The sequence below is a fragment of the Chlorobium sp. genome (assembly GCF_049593655.1).
GTDB lineage: Bacteria > Bacteroidota > Chlorobiia > Chlorobiales > Chlorobiaceae > Chlorobium.
In genome coordinates this window covers 39,709-56,084 of record NZ_JBAWHG010000048.1, presented here as the reverse complement: position 1 = coordinate 56,084, position 16,376 = coordinate 39,709, and the positions used below count along the sequence as shown (strand labels likewise).

Sequence of the window (16,376 nt, the reverse complement as noted above, 5' to 3'; positions counted from 1 at the left end):
TGCATGCCCTGTTTTTTCCTTATATTATCAGTTTTCAACGTCGTCCCAGTGTTAAACTCTCTGTTATGACCGGCAAATGCAGATGTCCGGCGGGCCTGACCGACCGTACGCCATACGAAGAGGTTGTGCTCGACACCATGCTCTACAGCGCCAGGCTGAAGGAGAGTGTTGCCCGCCAGAACAGTGCGGTTATCGTGGCCATGGCGCGCCTTCTGGCCTCTACCTTCGAGCAGGGGGGCAAGCTGCTGCTCTGCGGCAACGGGGGGAGTGCGGCTGATGCGCAGCACCTGGCTACCGAGCTGACCATCCGCTACCGGAGCAGCGTGGATCGTCCGGCGCTGCCGGCCATAGCCCTGAACGCCGACACGACGGCGCTGACTGCGGGAGCCAACGACCTCGGTTACGATGAGGTGTTCCGCAGGCTTGCCGAAGCCTACGGCAGGGAAGGGGATGTGGTGCTTGGCCTCTCGACCAGCGGCAACAGCCGGAGCGTGCTCAATGTGCTGCACTACGGCCGCGAACACGGCATGAAAACCATCGCGCTGCTCGGGGGGGATGGCGGCATGATGAAAGGTGCGGCCGATCTTTCGATCGTGGTGCCTCATTCGGGATCAGCGGACCGGGTACAGGAGTGTCATATTACCATAGGCCACGTTATCATCGATCTTGTCGAGCGGATGCTCGGTTACGGCCACTCGAAAACCTAACGTTTTAAACTCACAATCATGATGCAGATAAAACAGATTGAAGGCACGCTCAGCGCCAGTGGCATCCGTTTTGCGCTGGTGGTTTCCCGTTTCAACGATTTTATCGGACAGAAGCTGGTTGAAGGCGCTCTTGACTGTATCCTCCGCCACGGGGGCAGCGAGGAGAACGTCACCATCTACCGCTGTCCCGGCGCTTTCGAGTTGCCGATGGTATCGAAAAAAGTCGCCCTGAGCGGCAGTGCCGATGCGGTGATCGCTCTTGGCGTGATTATCAGGGGATCGACTCCCCATTTCGATGTCATTGCCGCCGAGGCGACCAAGGGAATCGCACAGGTTTCTCTCGACACCATGGTTCCCGTATCGTTCGGGGTGCTGACTACGGACAACCTCGAACAGGCAATCGAGCGTGCCGGCACGAAATCCGGCAACAAGGGATTCGACGCCGCCATGACGGCGATGGAAATGGTGAACCTCTACCGTCAGTTCTGACTGCTGCCGTACCGGACGAGATTGGCCTCGATCGCCTTTCTGGATGCCTCCATAAGAGCTTCGACAGTGCTGAACCCGGCCGGTTCGAGAGGTTTTCCGATAACGATCCGTACCGTTCCCCTGTTGATTCTGAGGCTTTTTTTCGGGGTGATCAGGTTGCTGCCGATAATGGTGACCGGCAGTAGCGGGGCGCCCCCTTTCTGCGCTACGAGAAACGCTCCCCGCTTGAAGGGCAGCAGTGTTCCCGTTTCCGAACGGGTGCCTTCCGGGAAAATATGCACCGAGCGTCCGCTTTTGAGGACATCGGCTGCGGCCAGCAGGCTTTTCAGCGCCTCCCGGTTCTGCCCCCTCTTGATCATGACATATCCCGACCGCTTGAGAGCCCATCCGAAAACCGGAATCCGGCCAAGCTCCTCTTTTGCCACAAAGCGCAGATTCAGTCTCATGGCTCCGAGAAGCAGCGGGATATCGGCCATGCCGGCATGGTTGCTGATGACCAGATAGTTCCGGTCCGTTCTGTAGTTTTCCTTGCCGATCACCTCGATGGCGATGCCGAACACTCCGGCGCTGAACCTTCCCCACCAGGAAGCCAGACGGGCGAAGGAGTCACCGGTGCGTTCGAATATACTCACAACGAGAGCGCCGGACATGCCGAAGAACATGACCGGGATGATAATGAGAAAAAAAAGCAGTGTGCGCAGGTTCATGCGGTTGTTCCCCCGGTTACCGGTCGAGCTGTTTCAGGAAATCGGCAAGCTCCCTGTAGTCCGTGCCGATCAGGTCCGCTTTTTTCTCTTTTTCGAGCACCACACGAAGCCGTTCGGGAATCTCGATCTCCCGTTCGAGGGCCTCTTCGATCACTTCGAGGAATTTTGCCGGATGGGCCGTTGAGAGTACGATGCCCGGCGACCTGCTGCCGCTCTGTTTGCGGTACTCTTCGAGCGCGTGGAACCCGACGGCGGTATGCGGATCGGCAATGTATCCGTAGCGTCCGTAAATATTGCGGATCGCGGCGGTTGTGGCTTCATCGGAAACGGAAATCCCGGTGATGTCGGCGCCCATCGCCCGGTAGTCGCTGTTGTAGAAATGCCGGAGTCTGGCGAAGTTGCTCGGGTTGCCTACATCCATGGCGGTCGAGAGCGTCGGGATGGTAGGACGCGGTTCGTACCTGCCCTCATCGAGATAACGGGTGACGCTGTCGTTGGCGTTCGATGCGGCGATGAAATGCCCGATCGGGAACCCCATCATCATGGCAAGCACTCCGGCGGTAAGGTTGCCGTAGTTGCCGCTTGGCACCGAGAAGACCGGGTTTTGCATGCCGTGCTCCGCCTTCAGATGGAGCGATGCCCATGCATAATAGAAGGACTGGGGTATCAGTCGGGAGATATTGATGGAATTGGCCGAGGTCAGGGTAAGCTGCTCCCTGAGTTCGGGATCGATGAAGGCCTGTTTGACCAGTCGCTGGCAGTCGTCGAAATCACCCAGTACTTCCAGTGCATGCACATTGCCTCCCGCGGTTGTAAGCTGCTGTTCCTGAAGGCGGCTGACCTTGCCCGAAGGATAGAGCAGGACGACCCTTGTATTGGGGATGCCCTGAAATCCGTAGGCGACCGCGCTGCCGGTATCTCCGGAGGTGGCTACCAGTACGGTGATGAGCTTCCGCTCTTCCGATGCGAAGTATCCGGTGAGGCGGGCAAGGAACCTTGCTCCGTAATCCTTGAACGCAAGGGTCGGGCCGGAAAAGAGCTCTTCAATGAAGGTGCCCTTTTCAAGTTCGACGAGCGGCGTTTCGAAGGGGAAGCAGCTGTCGATGATATCGCCGAGATGATCGAGGGGTATCTCGCCGCCGACGAACTTTTTTGCGATGGCGAATGCGATGCTCGTGAAGTTTCCTCCTTCGAGCAGCTCCAGCTCCGGCAGGGAAAATTCCGGGACCATGGACGGTACGTAAAGCCCTCCGTCAGGAGCGAGACCTTCGAGCGTGGCTTTTTTTATGGAGACAGGAGTGGATGTCTTGTTTGTGCTGAAGTAGATCATACGCGCTTGAAAAAACAGTGAGATTTACAGTATTCTGGCCCCTTCGCTGCAGATGGGTGATACCCACATATCGGAGTTGAGGTTTGCTTTTGATGAGCGGAAGGCGTGCTGCATCGCATCACCAGCCTCTCTTGCGGTTTTTTCCGATGACGAAAATGCGAACAGGGAGGGTCCCGACCCGGCAATGCTGCAGCCCAGCGCACCGGCTTCGAGTGCGGCATGCTTGACTTCGAAGAATCCCGGAATGAGCGGAGCGCGTTTCGGCTCCGCAACCACATCGACCAGCGCGCGGCCGATCAGTTCGTAGTCCGAAGTGAGCAGCCCCGTGATGAGCGCTCCGACATTTCCCCATTGCTGGATTGCCGTTTTCAGCGGGATATTCCGGGGCAGTACCGAACGGGCGAACGAGGTGCGGAGTTCCGTATGGGGATGGACAAGCGTGCAGAAGAGATCTTTCGGCGAGGGGATGGTAATGAGATCGAGCGGCGTATAGCTGCGGATCAGCACGAAATTGCCAAGGATTGCCGGGGCGGCATTGTCGGCATGCGCGGAACCGCAGGCGACCCGTTCCCCCTCTATGGCGAAATGCACAAGCTCCATTTTTGTGCACGGCTGGCCGAGCAGTTCATTTGCCGCAACCAGAGCCGCGGCGGCGCTTGCCGCGCTGCTGCCCATGCCGCTGCTGAGCGGCAGGTTCTTTTTCAGTTCGAGGGAGATATGGCCGGAAAAATCGATATCCTTGTGCGTCCGGATATATTCGAGAAACTTCAGGACGACAAAGCTGGAGGTGTTTTTTTTGGGATCGAGAGGAAGGGCTCCGCCGTCGCCGGTAATGCCGGTGAGTGATACCGGGCAATCCTCTTTTTTTTCGTCAAGCAGGGTCAGGGTCACTTCATCACCAGGCTCGGTAATGGCAAATCCCAGTACATCAAATCCGCAGGCAACATTGCCGACTGTAGCGGAAGCAAATCCCTTGACCGTTTTCATACTGTTTGCTGTAACTTCTCTTTGTCTGGTTAGTCTTTATTCTGTATTGTGTCTGTACCGGGCAGGATTGCCGGAAGCCGGAAAAGCGCGGTCATCAAATTATGCAGAGAATTTGAATAACTAAAAGCTTTTCGTTAAATTTGGCTTTTATTTTTTGAATGGTAAAAGACCGAGTCAGATTTCAAAAGAAGGTAAGCAGAATCTTTCTCTTTTCTTAAAAACAAATAACCAAGCGAATACGATATGTCTACAACAGTCAGGCCTGATGAGGTTTCATCCATACTTCGCAAGCAGCTTGCCGGTTTCGAGTCCGAGGCGGAAGTTTATGATGTGGGAACAGTGCTGCAGGTTGGTGACGGTATTGCTCGTGTGTACGGTTTATCACAGGTTGCAGCTGGTGAGCTTCTCGAGTTCCCCAACAAGGTGATGGGTATGGCTCTGAACCTTGAGGAAGACAATGTCGGCTGCGTATTGTTCGGTGAATCAAACACGGTAAAAGAGGGCGATACGGTCAGAAGAACCGGCATTCTTGCTTCGGTTCCGGTTGGCGAGGCCATGCTCGGCAGGGTGGTAACCCCCCTTGGAGAGCCGATTGACGGCAAGGGTTCCATTGAAACGGAAATCAGGGTACCTCTCGAACGCAGGGCTCCGGGCGTTATCTTCCGCAAGTCTGTGCATGAACCGCTTCAGACAGGACTGAAAGCTATCGACTCCATGATCCCGATCGGTCGCGGTCAGCGCGAACTGATCATCGGTGACCGGCAGACAGGAAAAACCGCCGTCGCCGTTGACACCATTATCAACCAGAAGGGCAAAGGGGTTTTCTGTATTTATGTTGCCATCGGGCTGAAAGGATCGACCGTTGCCCAGGTGGTCAACACGCTTGAGAAGTACGGAGCAATGGAGTACACCACCGTGATTTCCGCAACAGCATCGGATCCCGCTCCGCTGCAGTTCATCGCGCCTTTTGCCGGTGCGGCGCTCGGCGAGTATTTCCGTGATACCGGACGTCATGCGCTGGTTGTCTACGACGATCTGTCGAAACAGGCCGTGGCCTACCGTCAGCTTTCCCTCCTGCTCCGCCGTCCCCCGGGACGCGAGGCATATCCCGGCGACGTGTTCTATCTGCACTCCCGTCTGCTTGAAAGAGCTGCAAAGATCACTGACGATATCGAAGTCGCCAGAAAGATGAACGATCTTCCCGATGCCATGAAGCCGCTGGTCAAGGGTGGCGGAAGCCTTACGGCGCTGCCGGTTATCGAAACGCAGGCCGGTGACGTTTCGGCATACATCCCGACCAACGTGATCTCCATCACCGACGGACAGATATTCCTTGAGTCCAACCTTTTCAACTCCGGCCAGAGACCGGCCATCAACGTCGGTATTTCGGTATCGCGCGTCGGCGGCGCCGCCCAGATCAAGGCGATGAAGAAAGTTGCCGGTACGCTTCGTCTCGACCTTGCCCAGTTCCGTGAACTCGAGGCCTTCTCCAAGTTTGGTTCCGATCTGGACAAGACCACCAAGGCTCAGCTCGACAGAGGTGCACGGCTGGTTGAAATTCTCAAGCAGGGTCAGTATATCCCGATGCCCGTCGAGAAGCAGGTCGCCATCATCTTCCTCGGTACCCAGGGACTGCTCGATGCCGTCGAGGTTGCTCATATCCGCCGTTTCGAGGAGGAGTTCCTCAGCATGCTCGAACACAAGCATCCTGAAGTCCTGAAGACCATTGCTGAAAAAGGTTCGCTTGAAGCCGACACGGCAAAACAGCTGAAGGAGGCCGCCGAGAGATTCGTCAGCTCTTTCAACCAGAAAGTGAAGGCCTGAAGCGCATTGAAGAGCAAGTAAGCATATAATTTATTAACAGACCCTAATACATGCCGACATTAAAGGATATACGTGTACGAATCAAGGGGATAAAATCCACGCAGCAGGTTACCAAGGCCATGAAAATGGTTGCGGCGGCCAAGCTGCGCAGGGCGCAGGAGCGGGCAATCATGGCCCGACCCTACGCCGGCAAGCTGAAGGAGATGCTGGGCTCCCTTTCGGCGAAGGTGGATACATCGCTCAATCCCCTGCTTTCGAGCCGTCAGGATGTTAAAAAAGTACTGGTGATTCTCATCGCAGCCGACAGAGGTCTGTGCGGAGCCTTCAATACAAACATCATCAAGCTGGCCCAGAAGGTGGTTACGGAGGACTACGCTGCCCAGTACAAAAACGGTGGTGTGTGCATGATCTGCGCAGGTAGCCGGGGGTTTGACTATTTCCGTAAACGGGGATTCTCCATCGTCAAGGGGTATCCTTCGGTGTTCCAGAACCTCGATTTCAGCGTCGCAAAGGAGATCGCCGAAACCGCTTCCGCAATGTACCTGCGCGGTGAAGCCGACAGGGTTATCGTTGTGTACAACGAGTTCAAGAGCGTGCTTGCGCCAGTCCTGAAAGCCGAGGATCTGCTTCCGATAGCAGCCGAAAGCACCGGAAAGGAGAACAGCGGCGATTATATCTATGAGCCCTCTCCCGCGGCTATCATCGATGAGCTTGTACCCAAGCATCTGAGCACGCAGGTCTGGAGAATGATGCTTGAATCCAATGCCGCCGAGCAGGCCGCAAGGATGACGGCAATGGACTCCGCGACGGAAAACGCCAAGGAGCTGCTCAGAACGCTCAATATCAGCTACAACCGGGCCCGTCAGGCAGCCATTACCAAAGAGCTGAGCGAGATCGTGGCCGGCGCTGATGCCCTGAAGAACTGATAACGCACTCTCTTGACCGAATGTGTTGTTTTAGAAGCGCCCGCATGGGCGCTTTTTTTTTGCCGAACCGGTGCGTTTTTCCCTGAAGGGGTTGACGTCTTCATGGAAATGATGTTTATTTCGTAAGTTCGTGATGAGGGCGCCGGTCATTTATTCAATGAATGTGTTAACGTCAGAATGAAGATATTCAAGTTCGGAGGTTCGTCGATCGCATCAGCGACAAAAATCTGCAATGTAGCCGGTATAATCCAGAATGCGTCGAGCAGGACTTCACTTATCATCGTGGTTTCGGCGATTTGGAAAGTAACCGATATGCTTGCCGAGATCGCCTTATTGGCAGGGAAAGGCGATGCGGCTTACCGTGAAAAACTTGACGGGATAGCAGCATTGCACAGCGGGATCGTTCGCGAACTGTTCCGTGAAGCAGCATCAGCAGAAGATTCCTGGCTTCAGGAGCTGCTTGCCGAGCTGAGGGATGTGTTGCACGGGGTGTTTCTGCTGAGGGAGCTTTCCGATAAAAGTCTTGCTCTTGTACTGAGTTACGGCGAACGGCTTTCGTGCAGGATTGTCAGTCGCTATCTCCATTTTTCGGGAACGCCGGCAGAATGTATCGATGCTCGCAGTCTGATTGTGACCGATGAGAACCATTGCTATGCCAAAGTTGATCGTCTGGCTACCGGCAAGCGGATTCGCGAGCGGTTCAGCGAATTTCATTCACTGCCCGTTGTCACCGGTTTTATCGCTTCCGCTCCGGATGGAAGCGTGACCAACCTTGGTCGGGGCGGTTCCGATTTTACGGCCACGATTCTCGGCGCCGCCCTGCATGCCGAGGAGGTGTGGATATGGACCGATGTCGATGGTTTCTACAGTGCCGATCCGAAGCGGGTGACTGATGCACAGGTCATTCCCGAGATCAGCTATGTCGAAGCGCTGGAGCTTTCCCATGCCGGCGCGAAAGTGCTCCATCCACTTGCCGTGCAGCCGGTCATGAAGGCAGGTATTCCTCTGCGGATAAAAAATTCATTCAATCCGGACAGTCCCGGCACCAGAATCGGCAATGAATCCGGCTTGCAGGAAGGACGGCCCGGAACGGTTACCGGTTTGACCTCGATCAACCATGTGGTTCTGCTGAGCCTTTCAGGGAGCGGCATGGCAGGTGTTCCCGGCACGGCATCACGTCTTTTTACCTGCCTTGCCCGGCACAGCATCAATATTATTTTCATCTCCCAGGCATCTTCGGAGCAGTCCATCAGTGTTGCAATTATGCCCGCGCAGGCGATGATGGCCAAGAAGGTGCTCGAAGAGGAGTTTGTCCGCGAAATCGATGAGCGCCGGATCGATCCGGTCAGCGTTCGCCGCAATCTGGCAATGGTGGCCGTGGTCGGCAACAAGATGTCCGGTCATCCGGGGGTGTCGGCGCAGCTTTTCGAGACGCTCGGCAAAAATGGCATCAACGTGATCGCTGTCGCTCAGGGAGCCAACGAGATGAACATCTCGCTCGTCATCGAAAGCGGCGACGAGGACAAGGCGCTCAACTGCATTCATGAGTCCTTCTTCCTGTCGATGCGCAAGGTGCATGTCTTCATCGCCGGCACCGGAACTATCGCTAAAAGTCTTATCAGCCAGATCCGGCAGCATCGCCTGACCCTGCAGAAAGAGATGGATCTTGACGTAGTGGTATGCGGGTTGGCCAATACAAGAGTTATGGTGATTGATGGTGACAGGAAAGAGATGGATTACTGGTATGACACTATACACGAAATGCATGAACGGTCTTCACGTGATGGCCGGGCCGGTATCGATGAGTATATCGGGCTGATCAAGGAAGCGAATAGGCACAATACAATTGTGGTTGATTGTACCGCAAGCAGGCTGGTTGCCGAAAAATATCCGGAGTTGCTTCAGGCAAACATCTCCGTGGCCACGGCCAACAAGCTCGGCATGGCCGGAGAGTGGGCTCTGTACCGCAGGATCATGGATGCCCAGCGATCGAGCAACGCGAAGTTCCTGTATGAAACCAATGTCGGGGCGGGGCTTCCGATCATCAGTACGCTCAACGACCTGAAGAACAGCGGTGACCGGATACTCTGTATCGAGGGGGTGCTGTCGGGTACGCTGAGTTTCATTTTCAACGAGCTGCGCAAGGGTGGCCGGTTCAGCGAGATCGTCAGGAAAGCGAGAGACGCCGGTTATACCGAGCCCGATCCGAGGGACGATCTTTCGGGCGCTGATTTTGCCAGGAAGTTGCTCATTCTTGGCAGGGAGCTTGGCTATAAGCTGGAGTATGCCGATGTGGAGTGCCAGAGCCTTGTTCCCGAATCGTGCCGTGGCGAGATGACCCCCGCCGAATTTCTCGACCGCCTCCCGGCCATAGATGACTGGTATGCCGCCGAGATGGAAAGCGCCGCCAGAGAGGGCTTTAGCATCGCCTATACCGGCGAACTCAAGGAAGGCAAGGCGAAAGTGGGATTGAAGCGGGTTCCGCTCGAGAGTCCTGTGGCCGGACTGAACGGTACCGAAAATCTGGTGGTCTTTACCACCGACCGCTACCTCATGACGCCTCTTGTGGTCAAGGGGCCGGGAGCAGGAGGTGAAGTGACCGCAGGAGGGGTATTCGCCGATATTCTGCGTATCGCAAGTTATCTGGTATAGCGTAAAAAATGGTTGCTGAAATCGTTTCAATCGGCGATGAACTGCTCAAAGGCGGAAAGGTCAACACCAATGCGCCCTTCATTGCTTCCGCTCTCGGAGAGATCGGTATTCCGGTTTCGAGGATCGTGGCCTGTGCCGATGATGAGGTTGCCATCGGTACGGTATTTTCAGAGTCTCTTTCAAGGGCGGATATTGTTCTGGTGACCGGAGGTCTCGGGCCGACCCGTGACGACCGGACGAAGAAAGCCGTCATGCGGCTTCTCCAGAGAGGTCTTGAAGAGAGCCCCGAAGCATTCGGGAAGCTTTCTTCCTGGTTTTCCGCGAGAGGCCGTTCCTTTCCGGAAAGCATGCGGGACCAGGCAATGATTCTCGAAGGCTCCCTGCTTGTTCCCAACAGTGTGGGAACGGCGGCCGGCATGATTGTGCCTTGCGGCGAACGTTTTCATGATCACCACCTGGTGCTGATGCCGGGAGTACCTGCTGAAATGCAGGCCATGATGCGCGGAACGGTCATACCGTTTTTTGCCGAAAAAAGCCCGACGGTCATGCTGCATACCCCGGTCAAAACGGTCGGCATCGGTGAAACCATGCTTGCCGAACTCATCGAAGCCGTCGAGGATGCCCTTCCCGAAGGAACGACCCTCGCCTATCTTCCGCATACGGCCGGCGTCGATCTTGTCGTCACCACCATCGGCGCCACCATGGAGAGCGTGGAGGAGGACAACCGCAGGGTGGTCGAGGCCGTTCTTGGCAGGGCTGGTCGTTTTGTCTACGCAACCGGAGAGGCCACCCTCGAAGAGACGGTCGGCAGGATGCTTGCCGAAAGCAGGAGGAGCATCGCCGTGGCCGAATCGTGTACCGGCGGGCTTGTGGCAAGCCGCCTGACCGATGTTCCGGGTTCATCCGTATATTTTCTTCAGGGGGTGGTGTCCTATGCCGACCAGTCTAAAGTCCGGCTGCTCGGCGTTTCTCCGGAAACTCTCGACAGGTACGGCGCGGTCAGCGAAGCCGTTGCCGAAGAGATGGCTCGAGGCTGTCTTGCAAAGAGCGGCGCCGATGTTGCCGTTTCTACCACAGGCATTGCCGGACCTTCAGGAGGTTCCCGGGAAAAACCGGTGGGGACGCTCTGTATCGGTATTGCAGGAAAACAGCAGGACGGCAGTATCGGTTCCAGAACGGCGTCGCTGCGGATGTACGGCACAAGGCTGCAGAACAAGCAGCGTTTCAGCGAAGCGGCGTTGCGGGAAGTATGGAAGTATCTTCAGGAAACAGGGCAGTGACCGGCTGAAGGTTTTTTTCGGCCTGCAGCGGCAGGATCGGTCGACGGTTACTCGGTGAAACCGGAAGCGATAAACGTATTTACAGGGTTGTAATGGCAAAAATTTCAAGATTACCGGATACGGTTGCCAATAAAATATCGGCCGGCGAGGTTGTTCAGCGTCCGGCTTCGGTTATCAAGGAGCTCCTTGAAAATGCAATCGACGCAGGCGCGTCCAGGATAACCGTCATGGTCAAGGATGCCGGCAAGGAGCTGATCAGGGTTATCGATAACGGCTCGGGCATGAACCGCGAGGATGCACTGCTCTCGGTCGAGCGTTTTGCCACCAGCAAGATTTCGGGAGTCGAGGACCTCGATACCCTGATGAGTCTCGGGTTCAGAGGCGAAGCGCTTGCCAGCATCTCATCGGTCTCCCATTTCGAAATGAAAACCAGGCAATCCGCTTCCGCTCTCGCGCTCAGGTTCCGGTACGAGGGAGGGGCGCTTCTCGAGGAGAGCGAGGTATCCGGTGAAGAGGGGACTTCCGTCAGTGTGAGGAACCTGTTCTACAACGTACCGGCCCGCCGCAAGTTCCTGAAATCCAATGCAACGGAATTCCGCCACATTTTCGAAGCCGTAAAGGCGCTTGCGCTCGCCTACGGCGATATCGAGTGGCGCATGTACAGCGATGACGAAGAGCTGTTTCATTTCAGGAGCCCGGATATCCGCGAACGCCTCGACTACTTTTACGGCTCCGGTTTTTCCGAAGGACTGCTTGCCATCACCGAGGAGAACGATTATCTGTCCATCCACGGATTTATCGGAAAGCCGGGGATGATGAAGCGCCATAAATCCGATCAGCTGTTCTTCGTCAACCGGCGGATCATCCAGAACCGCATGCTCTCCCAGGCGCTCCAGCAGGCTTACGGGGAGCTGCTCGCGGAGCGTCAGGCCCCTTTTGCGATGCTCTTTCTCGGTATCGAGCCCTCACGTGTCGACGTCAACGTTCATCCGGCGAAACTCGAGGTGAAATTCGAGGATGAGCGCAGCGTGCGCAACATGTTCTATCCTGTTATCAAGAGGGCGGTTCAGCTCCATGATTTTTCGCCCGATCTCTCGGCAGCTCCCCTTCAGGAGTCGCCGGGGGGTGAGGTTCGACAGGTGGACGAGGCGCTCTACCGCAGGCTCATGTACCATGATCGTCCTGGAAAGATGTCGACGACGGGGGAACTCTATGAGGGTTTCCGGGAAAACTCCCTTGCGGCCGCTTCCCCTCAGAGGTCCGGATCGTCACGGCAGGAGGAGATTTTTCCTCTCCGTGAAGCTGAAGAGAGGTGGAGGAAAGAGAGCGGAGTACCTGCGGGCGATGAAGTGCTGACCACCATTCTCCAGTCGAGGTTTCAGGACGACCAGAGCGATACTGAACCGGGCGGGGCCGAGCCGAAAATCTGGCAGCTGCACAACAAGTACATCATCTGCCAGATCAAGAACGGCATGATGATCATCGACCAGCATGTCGCCCATGAGCGGGTGCTCTATGAAAGGGCGCTCGATGTCATGAACCAGAACGTGCCGAACTCCCAGCAGCTGCTTTTTCCCCAGAAGGTCGAACTCCGCCAGTGGGAGTACGAGGTATTCGAGGATATCCGCGACGATCTTTACCGTCTCGGCTTCAATCTCAGGGATTTCGGGTCGAGAACCGTCATGATTGAAGGGATTCCCCAGGATGTTCGTTCGGGAACGGAGGTCACCATCCTGCAGGACATGATTTCCGGCTACCAGGAAAACGCCTCGAAGCTCAGACTGGAGAAGCGTGACAACCTTGCGAAGTCCTATTCGTGCCGCAACGCCATTATGGCGGGCCAGAAACTAAGCCTTGAGGAGATGCGCTCCCTGATCGACAACCTGTTCGCGACACGGGTGCCCTATTCGTGTCCTCATGGACGGCCGGTCATCATCAAGCTGATGCTCGATCAGCTCGACAGGATGTTCGGGCGGACGTAACCGGGCGGGGTTGCATGTTTCTGTGAAAAAAACTACATTCAAGCGCATACCCTTGTAGCTCAGTGGATAGAGCAACAGTTTCCTAAACTGTGGGTCGGCAGTTCGAGTCTGCCCAAGGGTACATCGCTTTTCGGGCGAGTTGTGAAAGGAACAGGGCCTTGCCCTGTTTTTTTTATTTTCAGCCGGCCCGGAACTCCGGATGTTGTCCCGGAGGTTCCGGTATGGCTGCAGGATGAATGCCTCCGGTTTAACGGCAGTTGCCGTTTCCCCCGTTCTGTGAGCCGCCCACTCCTTGTCCCATGTTCGGATTATACTGATCCCAGACCCAGCCGGCTACCGCCTTCAGCTCTGCATCGCCCAGCGCCACAGGAGGCATCAGTCCGAAACGGGTAATGGCTTCCGGATCTACCTTCGATGCCGCTTTCGACGGCGATTTCAGGAATGCCGCCATATGGGAGACTCCCGCAGCTTTCGATGCGAACTGCCGGTGGTAGGCCGAGGCGATCGGCACAATGGGCGGAGCGCTTTTCGGCGGAGGATTCACCGAATGGCAGACGCCGCAGTTTCTGTCGAACAGGGCCTTTCCATCGGGACCCGTTGATGCGCCGTGTGCTTCAGGGGCGGCAAGAGGAGCCAGCAGCAGGGCCGGCAGCAGGATAAGAATCGGTTTCATGGCAGTGTTTTTTGCTGGTATTGTGCTACAGGCGTCAGCGTTCATTTTTTTGCGGATCAGCCCCGGGAGGCCGGTGTCACCATCTTCCGGATTGTCATCGGTGTTGCCGGGTTCTCATCTGCGGGAGGGGCATCAGGATGCGGAGTCATGCCGCTCCTGCAGGGATGGAGGTACCGCACGCGACCATTGACGGGGGCTCTCCGGAAAGGTAAAGATTTTATTATTGCGGGGAACAATTTTCCCGCATCCTGACGTCATATGACCGATTATTGGTATTTTACGGTCAAATAAAAGGCCTTTACGGGGATAATCTTTTGATTTCAAATGTACGGAACATGAAGCTTGTCAGAACTCTCGCGACCCTTCTCCTGCTGTTTTTCGTTATCGATGTAGCCCGCTACCTGGTTTTTCCCGATGTCGGTCAACTCGCCCGCGAAAATCCGTCCGTTACCGCATTCATGGAGTACCGTCAAGACCAGTGGAGAAGAGATGGGCTCGACGACAGGAAAATTCTCCAGAAGTGGGTTCCTCTCGACAGGGTATCCCCCAATCTGGTAAAGGCCGTACTGATCGCCGAGGACAACAAATTCTGGGAGCATAAGGGGTTCGACTATGAAGCCATTGAAAAGGCGATCGAAAAAAATATCGAGGCAAAGAAGTTCGAGTCGGGAGCGAGCACCATCAGTCAGCAGCTGGCCAAAAATCTCTTCCTTTCACCATCGAAAAATCCTGTCAGGAAAATCAAGGAGGCTATCCTGACCTGGAGGATCGAAAAGAGTCTCACAAAACGCAGGATTCTTGAACTGTACGTGAACGTAGCCGAATGGGGAGACGGCATATTCGGTATCGAAGCGGCGGCCCGCCACTATTTCGGTGTCAGTGCCGCCGGACTTTCCGCTCAGCAGGCATCGCGTCTGGCCGCAGTGCTGCCCAATCCCCTGGAGTATTCGCCGGTCCACCCGTCCAGCTACGTGAGGAGCCGGGCCCGCCACATTTACGCCATCATGCGAAGGCGGGGAATCGTGGTGCCCGATTATCAGGAGGTCATGACTTCTCCACCGGATACCACAACAGTCGATTCCGTCGTTGTCGGGGTTCCGGATTATCTGATCGAGCAGGCTGAATCATCCGACAGCGCTTCCGTCCCTGGGGTGGAAGCTCCCGGATCCGGCGAGGGAAACGGAAATTCCGACGCCACCGGAGAAAGCCCGGCACCTTCGCCTGAAACCGGTTCATCAAATCCCTGAGGCGAGGGAGATTCAAACTATGGCACTTCAGCTTGGCAGGGCAACAGGCATCGTCATGCGTACCAGCGCATATCTTTTCTATCGTGCAATGGTTTACGGTGTGATTGTCGCGGTGGTGGCGGTTTTTCTGGGTTTTCTTGCGCTCATCGGCTCTGTTTTCGGCGGCGGCGCGGCGGCAGTGCTGTTTTTTCTCTTGCTGCTCGGCGGGGGATTCGGTTTCAGGTTCATCCGGGAGTATGTACTCTACCTGCTGCAGGCCGGTCATATCGCCCTGATTACCGAAATCGTGGAAAATGGAGCGTTACCGCAAGGGATCTCACAGACGGCCTGGGCAAAGGAGCGGGTCATGAGCTGTTTCAGGGAGGTCAGTGTGCTCGCCCTCGTCGATCAGCTGGTCAAGGGTGTGCTTGTTTCTCTCAATCGCACCCTGTTCAACATCATGCAGGCAGTGCCCATTCCTGCGCTTGAAGGACTGGCATCCGTCGTTCAGCGCATCGTGACCTTCAGTCTCACCTATATCGACGAGTCCGTTATCGCCTGGACCTTCCGCACGAAAAACCCGAACGTGTTCGATGCGGCGAAATCCGGCATTCTTATCTACTGCCAGTCGTGGAAACCCCTGCTGAAGAACGCGGTTGCCCTGACCCTGCTCAGTTATCTCTTCGTCATCCTTACAACGATCGTGTTCATGGTGCCTTTCGGCGCCATTGCGTTCGTGCTTCCTCAATCATGGGCTTTCGGAAAGTTCGCGCTCTTCATGCTGGCACTTTTTCTCGGCATCTCGGCCAAGTGGGTACTCTTCGATCCCATAGCCTGCACCTCGACCATGCTGACATTTCTTGATGAGGCAGGCCGGACGGCTCCCGATTCTGTATGGGAGTCGAGAATCGAGGCCGTGAGCGCCGAGTTCCGCACCCTGAAAGCCCGAGCCTCGGAGATGGTTCGTGGCGGAGGAGGGCTGACTCAGTCCTGAGTTGCAGTTTGGCGCTTTCCCGGATATTGTTACATTATATGCGCAGGTACTTAATTAAAAACAGGCTGAAGTGACCAATGCCGGAAGAATAGCCAGGGTATTCAAGGTACTTTCGGTTGAAACCCGTGTGGAGATGCTTGAAATGCTCAGGAGCCGTTCGCTCTGCGTGAATGCCCTTGCCAAGTCTCTTGGCATCACGCCTGCAGCGGTGTCGCAGCATCTGCGCATTCTTCGCGATGCGGATCTGGTGCAGGCAGAAAAAAAAGGCTATTTCGTGCACTACAGGGTCAATGCGGAGGCTCTTGCACGGCTGAAGCGGGATGCCGACCGGTTCCTCACGCACGAAGATGCCTGATTTTTTTTGAAACGGCGAAAAGTATCGGCCTGAAAAACTTGTTGAACTATCAAACGGAGCAGAATGATGACACAGGAACAGAACAAATGTGAAAAGCCTGAGATGCTGAAAGGAAAACCCGAAGAGTGCTCGCCCCAGCAGGTTCAGGAGTGTCACGGAACACCGCAGGAGCATGTCTGCCAGACTCCCCAGAACCCTGCTGAAAAGAAAAAATGCTGCTGCGGATCCTGAGCAGGATGCTTTG

At 55.7% G+C, this 16,376-nt stretch carries 15 protein-coding genes and 1 tRNA gene; 12 read left to right on the top strand and 4 right to left on the bottom strand.

Annotated features, from left to right (window positions below; all coding sequences use genetic code 11):
* Nucleotides 1–65: 65 nt before the first annotated feature.
* Together WBP50_RS08270 and ribE are read left to right on the top strand one after the other, a co-directional pair.
* Nucleotides 66–707: a D-sedoheptulose-7-phosphate isomerase gene (locus WBP50_RS08270; RefSeq protein WP_423933293.1), complete on the top strand. Its 642-nt coding sequence runs from the start codon at nucleotides 66–68 to the stop codon at nucleotides 705–707.
* A 21-nt stretch (nucleotides 708–728) separates the two neighbouring features.
* On the top strand, nucleotides 729–1,196 hold the full coding sequence (ribE, locus tag WBP50_RS08265; protein ID WP_423933433.1) for a 6,7-dimethyl-8-ribityllumazine synthase: 468 nt from the start codon (nucleotides 729–731) through the stop codon (nucleotides 1,194–1,196).
* Here ribE and WBP50_RS08260 read toward each other — a convergent pair.
* From WBP50_RS08260 to WBP50_RS08250, 3 genes are read right to left on the bottom strand one after another with little or no spacing between them, the layout of a single operon-like run.
* A complete protein-coding gene (locus WBP50_RS08260) occupies nucleotides 1,187–1,903 on the bottom strand; it encodes a lysophospholipid acyltransferase family protein (protein ID WP_423933291.1) in 717 nt (238 codons plus the stop codon). The two genes, ribE and WBP50_RS08260, sit on opposite strands and share 10 nt — an antisense overlap.
* Nucleotides 1,904–1,919: 16 nt before the next feature.
* Nucleotides 1,920–3,233, bottom strand: a complete 1,314-nt coding sequence (gene thrC / locus WBP50_RS08255) for a threonine synthase (RefSeq protein WP_423933288.1) — start codon at nucleotides 3,231–3,233, stop codon at nucleotides 1,920–1,922.
* 24 nt (nucleotides 3,234–3,257) lie between these two features.
* Nucleotides 3,258–4,220: a homoserine kinase gene (locus WBP50_RS08250; RefSeq protein WP_423933286.1), complete on the bottom strand. Its 963-nt coding sequence runs from the start codon at nucleotides 4,218–4,220 to the stop codon at nucleotides 3,258–3,260.
* A 243-nt stretch (nucleotides 4,221–4,463) separates the two neighbouring features.
* Here WBP50_RS08250 and atpA point away from each other — a divergent pair, with 243 nt between their 5' ends.
* The 6 genes from atpA (at nucleotide 4,464) to WBP50_RS08220 (ending at nucleotide 13,005) form a co-directional block, all read left to right on the top strand.
* Nucleotides 4,464–6,044, top strand: coding sequence for a F0F1 ATP synthase subunit alpha (gene atpA / locus WBP50_RS08245; protein WP_423933283.1), 1,581 nt, complete (start codon nucleotides 4,464–4,466; stop codon nucleotides 6,042–6,044).
* Between the two features lie 50 nt (nucleotides 6,045–6,094).
* Nucleotides 6,095–6,970 carry a F0F1 ATP synthase subunit gamma gene (locus WBP50_RS08240; RefSeq protein ID WP_423933281.1) on the top strand — a complete coding sequence of 292 codons (876 nt, stop codon included), beginning with the start codon at nucleotides 6,095–6,097 and terminating at the stop codon, nucleotides 6,968–6,970.
* Between the two features lie 177 nt (nucleotides 6,971–7,147).
* On the top strand, nucleotides 7,148–9,622 hold the full coding sequence (thrA, locus tag WBP50_RS08235) for a bifunctional aspartate kinase/homoserine dehydrogenase I (RefSeq protein ID WP_423933279.1): 2,475 nt from the start codon (nucleotides 7,148–7,150) through the stop codon (nucleotides 9,620–9,622).
* A gap of 8 nt (nucleotides 9,623–9,630) precedes the next feature.
* A complete protein-coding gene (locus tag WBP50_RS08230) occupies nucleotides 9,631–10,902 on the top strand; it encodes a CinA family nicotinamide mononucleotide deamidase-related protein (RefSeq protein ID WP_423933278.1) in 1,272 nt (423 codons plus the stop codon).
* A 92-nt stretch (nucleotides 10,903–10,994) separates the two neighbouring features.
* Nucleotides 10,995–12,884: a DNA mismatch repair endonuclease MutL gene (mutL, locus tag WBP50_RS08225; protein ID WP_423933275.1), complete on the top strand. Its 1,890-nt coding sequence runs from the start codon at nucleotides 10,995–10,997 to the stop codon at nucleotides 12,882–12,884.
* Between the two features lie 48 nt (nucleotides 12,885–12,932).
* Nucleotides 12,933–13,005 (top strand) — tRNA-Arg (locus tag WBP50_RS08220).
* A 126-nt stretch (nucleotides 13,006–13,131) separates the two neighbouring features.
* Here WBP50_RS08220 and WBP50_RS08215 read toward each other — a convergent pair.
* Nucleotides 13,132–13,557 carry a c-type cytochrome gene (locus tag WBP50_RS08215; RefSeq protein WP_423933273.1) on the bottom strand — a complete coding sequence of 142 codons (426 nt, stop codon included), beginning with the start codon at nucleotides 13,555–13,557 and terminating at the stop codon, nucleotides 13,132–13,134.
* Between the two features lie 335 nt (nucleotides 13,558–13,892).
* Between WBP50_RS08215 and mtgA the strand changes: the two genes are divergently transcribed.
* The 4 genes from mtgA to WBP50_RS08195 all read left to right on the top strand — a co-directional run bounded on the left by mtgA (nucleotide 13,893) and on the right by WBP50_RS08195 (nucleotide 16,363).
* Nucleotides 13,893–14,804 carry a monofunctional biosynthetic peptidoglycan transglycosylase gene (gene mtgA / locus WBP50_RS08210; RefSeq protein ID WP_423933270.1) on the top strand — a complete coding sequence of 304 codons (912 nt, stop codon included), beginning with the start codon at nucleotides 13,893–13,895 and terminating at the stop codon, nucleotides 14,802–14,804.
* Nucleotides 14,805–14,859: 55 nt separating this feature from the next.
* Nucleotides 14,860–15,777 (top strand): hypothetical protein, encoded by a 918-nt coding sequence (locus tag WBP50_RS08205; protein ID WP_423933267.1) that lies wholly within the window; start codon nucleotides 14,860–14,862, stop codon nucleotides 15,775–15,777.
* A gap of 70 nt (nucleotides 15,778–15,847) precedes the next feature.
* Complete coding sequence (locus WBP50_RS08200) at nucleotides 15,848–16,132, top strand: ArsR/SmtB family transcription factor (RefSeq protein ID WP_423933265.1); 285 nt, start codon at nucleotides 15,848–15,850, stop codon at nucleotides 16,130–16,132.
* Nucleotides 16,133–16,195: 63 nt separating this feature from the next.
* Nucleotides 16,196–16,363 carry a hypothetical protein gene (locus tag WBP50_RS08195; protein ID WP_423933262.1) on the top strand — a complete coding sequence of 56 codons (168 nt, stop codon included), beginning with the start codon at nucleotides 16,196–16,198 and terminating at the stop codon, nucleotides 16,361–16,363.
* Nucleotides 16,364–16,376 lie beyond the last annotated feature (13 nt).